We start from the raw sequence: 12,808 nt of genomic DNA on the forward strand, positions 1-12,808 counted from the left end.
TGTATTTCTGTTCTACTTTTGGTTTATTCTACACCTTATTAACGACATTTTGGAACTCGTGTTTTTATGGATGACATTCTGGGGAATGTGTTTTATATCTGTATTTCTGTTCTACTTTTGGTTTATTCTACACCTTATTAACGACATTTTGGAATTCGTGTTTTTATGGATGACATTTCGGAACTGACTTTTCTAGAGACGACATTTTGGAAAATAAATTGAAAGAGCAAGAAAAAAGACTATCGCTAATTATAGCAATAGTCGATATTTTTAATTCATTTGTTTTTTATTTTCGGGATATTTAATGATCTCAATAATATCATCGCTATAAAAGAAATATAGCTGTTCAGGTATCAAGACTGGATACGGTTCTGTTCCATAATAATCATAAATCGTTTCATCATCACCAAATGGATTCGGTGTATTTTTTTTAGTTATTCTTACTATATCTTTGTATCCATTATCCTTTTTTATCATAATAATTGTTCCTAGTGGTAGGTCAGTAAAGTTGTCTTTATTCACTTTTGTCCTCCATAAGTTTTAAAAATTTTTTTCTATTTTCTTCAATTTCTTCTTTATGTTCCAAATAGAAATTTCCAGTAGGTTGATTCTGTAGTTCTTGTTGCATATCAAAATATGATTCTATAATTTCATCTGCATCTAGCTTATTTTTTTTCTCTCTGTTTTCTCTAGTGAAATCAAATTGAAGACCTATAACTTTGTTTCCTTTTTTCTTTTTAATAATTTTAAAATAATCAAATAGTTCAGATAATTCTTCGTTAATTGGCTTTAGAACACGTCTATCAATATCATACATTCTATATGAATCTGGTATATCTAATTCATATCTAAATCTGTCAATGGAAACATACCAATGTCCTGTATCACTAAATTGTTTAAGTCTTCTATAGCACTCTTTTGTGTAACTGCTTTTAAGATCAACGAACTCATTGAGTTCAAATCTAGTAAACTGTTCTGTAAAATCATTTAGAAGAAATAGAAAGTCATCGTTAACTCTTACGGTTAATTTGCCTTGTGATTTACTTATTTTAAATGTAGTAAATAATACTAAGTCAATTAAATCGTCTTCTGTTTCGTACGAAAATTTACAGTCTAATAATTTTCTATTTGTTGACTGTAAATCCTCTATAAACCTTTCTTTATCCTTGCTTCCATATTTAGTTAATGTCTTAATGTCTTCGAAAGAAATATCAATAATTTTATCCCTTTGTCTTTTCAACTTAGAGCATAAATACATTAATATATTTAATTCAGTAGCATTAAAATTACGAAGTGGAACAGTATTAAATCTGTTGTTGAAATTAACGGAGCGTTTATACTCAAAATTTTCAATTAGATTTCTGTGTTCCCATATTATCGGTTCATTCGCCATAGTTTTCTCCTGTTAGTATTATTTTTTATAAATACATAATACCATAAAAGACGAAGTATGTAAACATTTGTCGTCTATACATTAGAAAACATTAAGTTATCCACAGAAAAAGTTATCCACATTTCGCTATCCCCAAGTTGTCGTCTTTGATTACCCAAAATGTCGTCTTTGCCTACCCAATTTGTCGTTTTTATGCCCCAAGTTGTCGTCTTTACCTACCCAATTTGTCGTCTTTTCTACCCAAAATGTCGTCTAAGACCCTCTTGAAACATAGTGTTTTAAACCAATACAGAAGACCTACAACTATATTACAACTATATTACAACTATAAATACAAATAAAATAACAACATTGTGTTATGAGGTTATTATTTTTTTCTTTTCAATCATATTCTATCATATAATTTCGTGGGTATAACAATAAAGAGAGGGGATAACGCATGGCATATTTAAAGGTTAGAGCTATAAAGAACATATCAAATTCTATTGATTACATTGAAAAAGATGAGCAAACATACTACGGCATGCTGGTTAGAGAAATTCATGGCGGTAAATGCGAAATTGAAAATAAAGTTAGTTCTCCAATAATAGCGTGTGATAGTTTTGTTAAGTATGGCATTGAATATGAAAATAAAATAAAGAATGAAGGACTAAGCATAATTTGTTCTTTTGATCCACAAGATAAGTTAACCGTTACAGAGGCTTTAGAAATTACAAAGGAAATTATGAAAGAAGAATTTCCTAATCAGCCAATGGTATTGGCAAGTCATGTCAATGGTAGAAATATACATACGCACTCGATTGTATCAAGTTATCGTAATGATTCGATTAATCAATACGAAAAACTTTACTCAATCCAGTCTAAACTTAGAAAAAAATTAAATGATGTATGTATTGAAAAGGGATTATCAAATATGTACGAGTTAATTTGGAATGAGATTAACAAAAGAATTTATCAGCCAGATGAAAGACTAGAGCGTAAAAACAAAGAGATAGACATTAATTTTAAGTATCGAGACAAAAAGAAGTTCAGCAAAAGAGAAATTTTAGAGTTTAAAGTTAGATCTATTGTGTACGAAAAAGCATATAGTGCTAGTAGTGCATTAGAGCTATTTAAAGAAAAAGGGTTAAAAGTTAAGGAAGAAAAAGGGATTATATATATAAAGAATCAAGAAAAAGATAGATATAGAAAGCTATCTAAAGTCATCGTAGATGTAAACACTAGAGAAGATTTAGATAAAGAAATTAAATCACTTTACGCAGATGTTAAAGAAAATAAAACAAATATTAAAGATATTTTAAGAAGTAGTAATGTTGAGGCTTTGAAAGATTTAAGAAAAGATGTTTTAGCAATCCATGAAAAATATTTTTACATGAAAAATATTTTTGCCAGTTTAAAGGTTGAAAGAAAAGAAAATGAGTTCTTTGAGAATTATAGACGAAGATACAAAGATGAAGAAAAGAGCTTTATAGCTAAGACGTCTGCGTTTGAAATGAAGATTTTAAGTGATTTAGATGATGATGATGATGAATTTTTAAAAAAATTACTTTTTTCAAATACTACAAAGGTTAAAGAATTTTTTAATCTACTTATAGAAAAAGCTAATAGCAAAGAATTCATAGAAGATAAAGAGATTAAATTGGAGAGAGAAAATAAATGCATGGAGGAAAAAGAGATTGGCAGAGAGTTATATTAATTTAGGTGAATCCGTAGAGCTTGTAACTTACATTTTAGGTTACGATTTAGCTATTGAAACAGATTCATATTTAGTTAAGGTTTTAGATAGAGTTAGGTTTTTAAATAAAGATAATTCTGATTTATTCACGAAAGACAGGATTGAAGAACTTATAAATTCTAAAGATGAAAAGTATCAGTCTAGAGATGATTTTTACTATGAGACTATTACAGATAAGATTGTCAGTTATTTGGAAGATAAGGGCTTCGATGTTATAAAGCATGATAAAGGATTTGATGTTTTGAGTAAAGTTAAAGCCAATACGATATATACGGTGTATAAGACATCACAAAGAGAGACTGTAAAAGAAATCGAGGTTGAAAGACAAATTGAACTAGGAAAGGAATTAAGATTGCAGTTGGAAAAAGAAAAAGAAATGGAAAAAAAATCGATGACATTAGAAAAAAATTTGGATTTTGGTGATGAATAATGGAAAAACTATCGCAAGTATCTCAATTTTCTATAGAAAATGAAAATGCAGTAGATTTGGATAAGGTTTATTCTAATCTTAAAGAAAAAGCTAATTTTAAGGATGAAATTGATAAAAAATATGCTGATATAATTTATTTTTTGTATAACTCATCGCTTTTTAACTCAAAGAACTTATCTTTAATAGATGTAGTTAAGTATTTGGATAAAATTATTATAAAAGATTTAAGCTTCAAATACTATATAGAAACATCAGCTGATAAATCTAAAATAAATTTTGTTACTGATTGCAAAGTGCGTGATAAAGTAGATAGGTTTGATTTTAAAAAGTTCTTTAAAGAAAATGACATTGAATACGAAAAGATTTCAAGATATGTATTAACTGACATAGAGAAAATTGATTTTGCATTTAATAGTTTTCGTGCTTTTAATGATCTTGAAAGTAGGAAAAAAACACTAGAAAGGAAACAACAAAAGAAGAAATTAACTAATTCAGAAAGTTTAGATTATAAGGTAATTAATTTAGTTTTTGAGCAGTTAGAAAAACAAAAAAATTCAATTGAAGATGATTTGAAAATCGGAAAATACATTAATCTGTGGATAAATAATACTAATATATACAAAACAAGGGGGTTGATTAGTAAACTAGAAAGCTTTTTAAATTCTTTAATAATTCAAAATCAGATTGGATATAAACAAAAAGACATAGCAGATAGGAGAATCGAATTTATTAAAGAATATAAAAAAACAAATAAAAAATTTACTAAAAGTAATATAAAAGTAGTTGAAAAAGAATTGATTGAGCTTGAAGATAAGTACAGCAAGAATGTAACCGATGGTTACTCCGAGCCTATTTTTGTATCAAATTTTTTAGATTTACTTAACGAAATAAGAGTATCTATTGAAGATATTACAGACTTTGATATAAAAAATGAACTAGAGGGTTATATATACTTTTTGAAAAATAGGTTTTCAAAATCTTCAAAAATGCTTACAAAAACTGACATGACATGCTTAAATCTAATATTTGCTTATATAGATAATGATTTTGACTTACAAGAATTAAAGGGTGGTAAAGTTAAAAATGTAAGTACTGAAAAAAGCAAAAGAAAGGCAAGGTTTATTACTACAGCTTTATTTACCTTCATTTTTTTCTATATTGTAAATCAAATTGTTGGTTTTGGATTGTCAGAAACCCCGGAAACATATTTTAGTAAGGTTGATTTTTTGCTAAATAATCCTTATCAATTCTTCGGCTTAATCGTTCTACATCCACTTATATATTTCAACTTAATAGCTATATTATCTGGTGTTCTTATAGCATCCATGTATATATATATTTGGTATTACAGAAATGCCGGAAAAAGAGATTATGTCACAAAGGGTATTGAACATGGAGCGGCAAGATGGGAAAGCGTACAAAGTTTAAATAATTCAGAAAAAGACGTGAAAAGCGAAACAAACGGCATCAAGGTTACTAATAATTTTATTCTGACAAATAATGTAAAGCCATCTGTTAGTCGTGATATTAGTGGGGCAGATAACAATAATATTTTAGTAATTGGGGGTTCTGGTTCAGGTAAGACTTGGACTTTTGTAACGCCAAATGTTCTTGAATCAAATTACAGTCAGATTGTAGTAGATCCAAAGGGTGGCGTATTAAAAGCGACAGGAAAGTTTATGGAGGAAAGAGGTTGGAAGATCAAGATACTAAACTTTGTTCAAACAGAAGCTGACAAAGAGGAAGATAGGTACAATTCAGATGGGTATAATTTCTTTGAATACATCTCATCAATTGAAGATATAACGAAAATTGTTTCAGCTTTAGCTTCATATAAAGAGGATTCATCGTCTAAAGGAACTGATGATTATTGGGAAGAAAAAGGTAAAGATATAATCAAGTGCGTTTTTGCGTACCTAAAATTTGTTAATACAGATAAATCAAAACAAAATCCAACAGAGGCTTTAAATCTAATCAGATCAATAGATCCTGCAACAAAGCAAGGGGAGTTTCCTGATAGGATGAGACAATTAGAAGAAGATATGAAGAAAAATATTCAAAAGACAAGCAAAGAGTTTGAGTATCAACAATACACTTTTGGATTATGGCAAGAGTTTTCTAAGGAATCAGAAAAACCACTATCTTCAATGTTGTCTGTTGCAAAAGGTAAGTTATCAAAATTTTCATCACCAGCTTTGAGAAATCTAACGGCTAAAGATGAATTAAAGTTAGAGGATTTTGGTGGAAAAGAGAAATGTATTTTATATATAATTACACCAGATAATGACAAATCACTAGGGTTTTTGGTTTCTATTTTGTTTTATCAATTAATTAGTAAGATGTACGAGATGGCTAGGCGTTACGATAACGGAGAATTACCTATTCCTTTACAGATTGTGCTTGATGAGTTTACAAATATCGGAAAGCTTCCCGATTACCTAGGGATTATTTCTACAAACCGTAGTCGTAACATCGGGATTACAATGATCGCTCAGTCTTTTGTTCAAATCAAAGACGTATACGGTGAAAACGGGCTTGAAGCTATAATGGCTAACGTAAACTATATACTTTTTCTAGGAGCTGGTAGTAGTAGGGGTGAAGATAAATCGACATTGACAGGTAAAATTTCGGATATGCTAGGCAAAACTACCATTGAGTATTCTACAAACAACAAGACCAGAGGAAAAGAATCTTCTGTATCAGAATCTCATAGTGTTTCAGGAAGACCTTTAATGACAGCAGAAGAGGTTGCTGTATATAAGGGAGCAATTCTTTTCATCAATGGCAAATTCCCAATCAAAGATGATAAGTACAAAACTATAAACCATCAAAATATTAATCACTTAGCAGGTGTTAAAGGTAAAAAGACACTAAACCGTATTTATACTCGTACACCGATAGAGCAAAGGGAAAAACTTATGTATGAAATCAGAAAGAAAATTAAAGATGAAGGCTTTAATACAAAGTATTTGCCTATTGAAAAAGATGGTTCTAGTATAATGACTAGAGATGAGATTTTAAGTATACCAAAAGTTAGAATATATGATGGTAATTATCGTGAGCTTACAAATTCGATTTTATCTAAAGATACAGAATCTGAAATTTCTGCTAGAGAAGAACTGGAATTATCTAAGATTGTGGAAAAAGAAGAAGATGACTTTAGTATTGATGATTTCTTTAATATCGAAGATGAAAAGGATAATAAAGAATCTGTGAAAGATAAAGACATTGATTTGGAAGAAGACTTATCTGATAATATAGATAATACTGATGACTATTTAGATGATTTCAATGTTTTTGAGTGAGGTAACAAGGTTGAATGAATTTGAAATAAAAAAATATATAGAAAAAAGAGAGAAATTACAAAAAGACATTGAATATGAACCATCAAATCTTTTTGTAGATGACACGCTTACTATGCGTGAAATCGGTGAAAATTTAAGTGATGTTTCAAAAAAAAGCTTAAATAATTTTAGAAAAAAATATTAAAAAAGTTCATCGCAGTATTGCGGTGTTCTTTTTTTGCTTATATACGTTAGTATTTCTGTCATTTTTAATGATGTTTTAATAAGGTTTTAAGCTATTTTTGATAAAAGATCAATAAATGTTTTCAAATAGTGCTTTTTTGTGGGTATAACAAGGATGTAAATGATAGCATTTTTAATACAAAAAAATCCCACTTTTTTCGCTATCATATTAAATTAAAAAGGAGATTGTAATACAAATGAATACGAACACAATGGTGTTAAATACACAAGAAAGCTTTTTATCTAAAGCAAAGACTTTTATCAAGGAACATAAATACGTAATAATTTTAGCTTCCTTAGTTATTATGGCTGCATATATATTAACAGTAAGATCTGGTTTTGCAGCAGGAATTATCAATTCAGGAGCTTCAAAAAAAGCGAATAACTTAATGATTGAAGTTGTATCATTTTTCGGTAAGTTAATGGCGATAGTAGGTGCTATATTAGCAGCTATAGGCATTGCTAGTGGTTTTGCGGCAATTAATAACGGTCAACAACTACAATCACAATTATACCAATTCGTTGGTGGCGTTGCATTAGTAGTACTTGGATTATCTTTACCAACAATAGTTAAATATTTCATGTCGTAGAAAAAAATAGCAAAGAATTAGAGTGGGTATTCTTTGCTAATTTAAAATTGTGAAAAGCCCTATATTTTATAGGGCTAGACACAATATAAAGGAGTAAAAATTTGAAAAAAAATAAAATTACTTATAAAATAGTGGCTTTGTTGCTATTAGTAATTCTTGTATCAATTAACTTATCTTCTGTTTCTTTTGCAGAGACTGTTGGAACTAATCCGTTATCAGAGGCATTTAATTCGCACTATAACTTGATTGTTAATATAGTAAAGATATTTAGCACTATAACAATAGTTAGTGGATTAGTAATAATTGGCTCACATTTAGCGGAAGGCTTAACAGACACATCAAAATTAATGACAGGATTTTATACAGTTGCCTTTGGTATGTTTTTACTTTTTGCAATTAATGCAGTAGGAATAAACGGACAATTAAAATTTGAAGGGCTGTTAGATGCTAGTATGTATTTCTTAAAATATGGTGCAGCTTTAACAATTGCTTGGTCGTTAATACAATTTGGTGTTGCAGTGAGTGCACAATCAGCACATCAGATATATAAATCAGCGGCGTTATTTGGTGGTGGAGTAGTTGTACTTATTTCAGCATCTCTTTTGACAAGTTTACCAAAACTAACAACAAATCCCGAAATAGATTGGAATTCTCCTTTAGTAATCAATTTTAGTTTATTTTTGAAAGGAGTTTTGTAAATGTGGAAGATGTTTTGTGAAGCGATTCTTTCGCTTTTTAAATTCATGATAGAAATGCAAGATGTAACAGCTAAAGTAGGCGGTTTTTTTACAAGACAAAACATGAATATGTTTTTATCACCGTCAGGAACCCTATTAAGTGACACTACATTAACAGGATTAAATCATATAGTATTAGCTGTTGCATACACAATCTTAGCGATAGGTTTTGTATTAGGACTTTATTCTATGGCTTCGAAAAATGATACAGTTCAAGCACAAGGTATAGTAATACCTTTAAAGTTCTTCTTTAAAATCATGATTATAAAAATGTTGATAGAAAGTATTCAAGAAATATTTTTATCCGTAGTTTCTGGGTTTGCAGGGGCTGTTGAAAACTTTTCTAAGATTACTACAATAGATACAGCTTTTTCTGCAAATACAGTATTAGCTGGCATGTTAGATTCGAAACATGCAATCAAAGAAGAAATAATAGATAATATGGCAAGTACTTTGAAACTATCATCAATAATACTAGTCTTGTTATTTGCTTTAGGGGCAATTGCAATGTTAGCAATATCGTTAATGATAGGGTTTTATATTTTAGGTGTAATGGTGGATTGTGTATTATATTATTTCGCAGCTCCAATAGCCGTAGCTTCTCTTAGCTGTGAACAATGGGCTAATACAGGATTAACTTATTTAAAAACAATTTTAAGTATAGGGTTAAATATAATGCTAATTTTAGTTGCGACAAAGATATCAACACAGCTTTTCTTGAATGTATTTAATGTAATGGAAAACGGAGAAGGAATTGGGAAGGTTTTGTTTAGTGGTTTAGTAGCAAGCCCACAAACATTTATAAAAGTATTCTCGTCAAAAGATCCAGTTAAGGCTATGGAAGCTTTAGAAATTGGAAGTGCTTTTACATTAAGCTTGAAAGTAATTGCAGGAAGTATGCTTATGAGTTTGACTACATTGACGTTATTTAAAAAGGCAAGACAGGTTGCAAACTTAGCAACAGGCGGAGCTTTTAATTAGGAGGGATATTTTTGATTCAGGTTAATATACCAAAAGATATTTCAGAATATGAAAATAAGATATTTTTAAATCTTACGAAAAGAAAATTACTCGCTTTAGGTAGTGGGCTAGTTTTAGCTATTTTAGAAACGGTAATCTTGTCAAAGTTTTTAAAAATGAGTGTAATTGCTTATCTAATATTTTTAACGGTAGTACCAATTGCTATGATTGGGTTTATAAAAAAAGATAACTTAAATATGGAAGATTATCTAAAAAAGCTATATCGTGGCAAGTTTGGAGTGAATAAACTGACATATAAAACAAGCGTTAATCAAGACTTTTATAACATGTTAAATAATAAGAAAAGAAAAAGATTTGTTTTTAAAAAAGATCAAATGACACAATTCGATATCAAGTCAGGGGAGATATTAGATAAAGACGATTATTCGCAATTATTAAACAACAAGGTTTTAGTAGATAAAAAAGAATATAACTATGTTGGTTTAATAAATCACCGTAAGGAAACAGTAGATTACAGGAAAAAAATAGCCGAAAAATATAAAAAAGGGAAACCTAAAGAAGAGGCTTTATTTAATATTGACGAAAGAGGTGAGTTGATTGGGATTATTTAAAAAGAAAGAAAAGAAAACAAAAGAAATAGCACCAACAAATACTAAAGATAAAAAGATTAAAAAATCTAAAGACAAAGATACTAATCAATTAGATGAGAATGTTTTAATAGCTAAAGATATAAACACTACAGGAAAGCTAAAGAGCAACAAACAAATAAAGAAGAAAGCTATTAGCAAAAGAGAACAAGAACTTAAATTAAGAAAGACGAAAGAAAAAAAGGCTAAAAATACCAAAGCAGATATTTACGATAAGAAAAACATATCAACACAAAACTTAATTGGATATGATAGGCTTTTGAGTGATGGTACTTTGGTTATTAGAGAAAACCTATTATATTCAAGAACAATTGAGTTTGCTGATATTAACTATAAGTTATTGGCGGAAAAAAAACAAAACGAATTGTTCTTAAATTATGTTAAGTTTTTAAACACATTAGATGAAAATATAGCCTACGAGTTATCTTTTAATAATGAACTTGTAAGTCACGAGAAATTTGTAAATGATGTAAACATAGATTTAAAAGATGATGGTTATGATGAATTTAGAATAGAACTTAATAAACAAAACGTAGCAAAATATGATACAGATAAAAACAACAGAATAAACAGAAGAAAGTTTATCACTTATACAGTATTGGCTGATGATTTAGAAGATGCTGTAGAAAAATTAAAAAGAGCTGAAACTGCCATCAAAGAAAGATTAAAAGATATTTATCCAATAAATTCTGATGATGTTGTAAAAGTATTATCTGCAAAAGGAAGATTGAAACTATTTAAAACTATACTAGACCCGATGAATCATTCAAATTCAAATTACGATAAAAGAATGTATTTTAGACATGGATTAACATCAAAAGACTTTTTAGCGGAAGAGTCTGCTGACTTTACAGACAAATCAATTTTTGAGTGGGGAAGATATTACGGTCAAGTTAGATTTATTAAAGACATTCCTACTGAAATGACAGATGAGTTTATACAAGATTTGACAGCTGAAAATATCAACATGATTTGTTCGATTCATATTAATCCAATTCCAAAAGATGAAACAAAGCAAATGATTAGAACTAAGATATCTTTTATGAACACAGAAAAGTTCGGTGAAAAAAGAAAATTATCTGGTAAGGGATTGGGTGTAAGTGATGAGTTCGTTGCACAATCATTAATCGAAAACTTGGAAGAGGCTAAAAAAATACAAAATAAAATCCAAGAAGAAAATGAAAAAATGTTTGTTACTACATTTTGCATAATGACTATGGCTGAAACAATAGATGAGCTTATGGATAATAACTACAGAATCGACACGCTTTGTAGAAGTCATGGTATTGTATTAGGTAATTTGGACTGGGAACAAAAGGCTGCTTTTAATACAGCTTTACCTTTTGGATATAATAGGCTAGATGTATCACGTCAATTATTATCTAAATCATTAGGAATATTTGAACCATTTAGTACGCAAGATATATATCAACCAGGTGGTTTTGTTTACGGTGTAAACCCAACAAGCAAATCAATAATTTTGCTTAATAGATTAAGCAGAAAAAACCCATCAGGCTTTATTATGGCAACACCTGGTTCAGGTAAATCAATGGCTGCAAAACATGAAATAGCAAATATCTTTTTATCTACAGATGACGATATCGTAATAGTAGACCCTGAAAGCGAATACGGAACTCTAGTTAGCAGATTAAATGGGGAAATAATTACATTAGGTCAAAATAAAGGTAACTATATTAACCCGATGGAACTAGAAGAAGAAATCGAAGTAGATAAAAATGACTTTGTTAAAAATGAAATGTTTGAAAATGAACCGGACCCAGTTTCTACGAAGATAGACTTTTTGAACTCATTTTTTGCAATGATTACAAGAATTAATAAAAATAGTGATTCAAGCACTCTAACACCAGAAGAAATTTCTACAATAGATGTTGTAGGTAGAAAACTATACAAGAAATGCAAAAAGGATAATAAAGTTCCAACTTTAAACTTGCTATACGAAACTCTAGTACAAGAGGCTGATTATACATCTACAAGATTAGCACAAGTATTGCAAATTTATGTTAATGACGGAAGTTTGAATATATTCTCTAAAGAATCTAATATCAATATTAAAAATAGGGTAATATCATTCGACCTTAACTCTGTAACACAAAACCTTAAAGGTGTTTGTTTGTTGATAATGCTTGATAATGTATGGAATAGAATTATTCAAAACAAGAAAAAAGGAAAGAGAACTTGGATTTTCATAGATGAGTTCTATTTGATGTTAAATAATGAATATTCAACTGCGTTCTTATATCAATTGTTTAAGCGTTCAAGAAAATACGATGGTGTAATTACGGGTATTACACAAAATATATCAGATATGCTTAGAACAGAAAACTCTAGAACAATGTTTAATAACGCTACAGGATATGTTTGTCTACTAAACCAATCAGAAGACGATTTAGCGACTTTAACAGAACTTTACGGATTATCAAAAGAACAACAAAAATATATATATAACGCTTCTAAAGGTAAAGGATTAATTATGACAGAAGGTGTAACTGTTCCTTTTGAAAATATAATAGCTAAAGATTCTAAACTATATAAGCTTACAACATCTGATCCTAAAGATATTAAAAGATATAGAGCTGAGGATGAAAAGATTAAAGAAGACTTTGATAAGCTTATGGAAGAATATAAAGATAATAAATCTAAAGATGTTGAAGAAAAGATTAAAGAACAACTTAACAAAATGTATGACATAAAATATTCATTCCATTTAAAATCAAAGTTTAATGAGGAAAAAAACAAAGTCTCTTAAT

General features: G+C 29.1%; 11 protein-coding genes. 9 read left to right on the forward strand and 2 right to left on the reverse strand.

Features of this window, described 5'->3' with window-relative positions; translation table 11 throughout:
* Positions 1-270: 270 nt before the first annotated feature.
* Together ACLUJM_RS03685 and ACLUJM_RS03690 are read right to left on the reverse strand one after the other, a co-directional pair.
* Positions 271-522: a DUF4176 domain-containing protein gene (locus ACLUJM_RS03685; RefSeq protein ID WP_041250677.1), complete on the reverse strand. Its 252-nt coding sequence runs from the start codon at positions 520-522 to the stop codon at positions 271-273.
* A complete protein-coding gene (locus tag ACLUJM_RS03690; RefSeq protein ID WP_412412208.1) occupies positions 515-1,393 on the reverse strand; it encodes a replication initiation protein in 879 nt (292 codons plus the stop codon). Before ACLUJM_RS03690 ends, ACLUJM_RS03685 begins: the two co-directional genes overlap by 8 nt.
* Positions 1,394-1,832: 439 nt before the next feature.
* Between ACLUJM_RS03690 and ACLUJM_RS03695 the strand changes: the two genes are divergently transcribed.
* From ACLUJM_RS03695 to ACLUJM_RS03735, 9 genes are all read left to right on the forward strand, one after another.
* The gene (locus tag ACLUJM_RS03695) at positions 1,833-3,089 is read left to right on the forward strand and encodes a relaxase/mobilization nuclease domain-containing protein (RefSeq protein WP_412412209.1); all 1,257 of its coding nucleotides are present in this window, start codon (positions 1,833-1,835) and stop codon (positions 3,087-3,089) included.
* The gene (locus ACLUJM_RS03700) at positions 3,070-3,558 is read left to right on the forward strand and encodes a hypothetical protein (protein ID WP_412412210.1); all 489 of its coding nucleotides are present in this window, start codon (positions 3,070-3,072) and stop codon (positions 3,556-3,558) included. Before ACLUJM_RS03695 ends, ACLUJM_RS03700 begins: the two co-directional genes overlap by 20 nt.
* Positions 3,558-6,863: a VirD4-like conjugal transfer protein, CD1115 family gene (locus ACLUJM_RS03705; protein ID WP_412412211.1), complete on the forward strand. Its 3,306-nt coding sequence runs from the start codon at positions 3,558-3,560 to the stop codon at positions 6,861-6,863. The genes ACLUJM_RS03700 and ACLUJM_RS03705 overlap by 1 nt, the downstream gene beginning before the upstream one ends.
* 10 nt (positions 6,864-6,873) lie before the next feature.
* Entirely contained in the window at positions 6,874-7,047 is a 174-nt protein-coding gene (locus ACLUJM_RS03710) for a hypothetical protein (protein ID WP_412412212.1), read from the forward strand.
* Positions 7,048-7,282: 235 nt separating this feature from the next.
* Positions 7,283-7,675 carry a hypothetical protein gene (locus ACLUJM_RS03715; protein ID WP_412412213.1) on the forward strand — a complete coding sequence of 131 codons (393 nt, stop codon included), beginning with the start codon at positions 7,283-7,285 and terminating at the stop codon, positions 7,673-7,675.
* A gap of 101 nt (positions 7,676-7,776) precedes the next feature.
* Positions 7,777-8,373 carry a hypothetical protein gene (locus ACLUJM_RS03720; RefSeq protein WP_412412214.1) on the forward strand — a complete coding sequence of 199 codons (597 nt, stop codon included), beginning with the start codon at positions 7,777-7,779 and terminating at the stop codon, positions 8,371-8,373.
* The gene (locus ACLUJM_RS03725; protein WP_412412215.1) at positions 8,374-9,393 is read left to right on the forward strand and encodes a type IV secretion system protein; all 1,020 of its coding nucleotides are present in this window, start codon (positions 8,374-8,376) and stop codon (positions 9,391-9,393) included.
* 11 nt (positions 9,394-9,404) lie between these two features.
* Complete coding sequence (locus ACLUJM_RS03730) at positions 9,405-10,004, forward strand: PrgI family protein (protein ID WP_412412216.1); 600 nt, start codon at positions 9,405-9,407, stop codon at positions 10,002-10,004.
* On the forward strand, positions 9,991-12,807 hold the full coding sequence (locus ACLUJM_RS03735; protein ID WP_412412217.1) for a VirB4-like conjugal transfer ATPase, CD1110 family: 2,817 nt from the start codon (positions 9,991-9,993) through the stop codon (positions 12,805-12,807). Before ACLUJM_RS03730 ends, ACLUJM_RS03735 begins: the two co-directional genes overlap by 14 nt.
* The last annotated feature ends 1 nt before the right edge of the window (position 12,808 follow it).

It is taken from the genome of Finegoldia sp. (assembly GCF_046991905.1).
GTDB lineage: Bacteria > Bacillota > Clostridia > Tissierellales > Peptoniphilaceae > Finegoldia.

Bases quoted from the DNA above. Each gene is read 5' to 3' on its own strand.
- ACLUJM_RS03690 (WP_412412208.1), bottom strand. From the start codon at position 1,393: ATGGCGAATGAACCGATAATATGGGAACACAGAAATCTAATTGAAAAT.
- ACLUJM_RS03695 (WP_412412209.1), top strand. From the start codon at position 1,833: ATGGCATATTTAAAGGTTAGAGCTATAAAGAACATATCAAATTCTATT.
- ACLUJM_RS03705 (WP_412412211.1), top strand. From the start codon at position 3,558: ATGGAAAAACTATCGCAAGTATCTCAATTTTCTATAGAAAATGAAAAT.
- ACLUJM_RS03715 (WP_412412213.1), top strand. From the start codon at position 7,283: ATGAATACGAACACAATGGTGTTAAATACACAAGAAAGCTTTTTATCT.
- ACLUJM_RS03725 (WP_412412215.1), top strand. From the start codon at position 8,374: ATGTGGAAGATGTTTTGTGAAGCGATTCTTTCGCTTTTTAAATTCATG.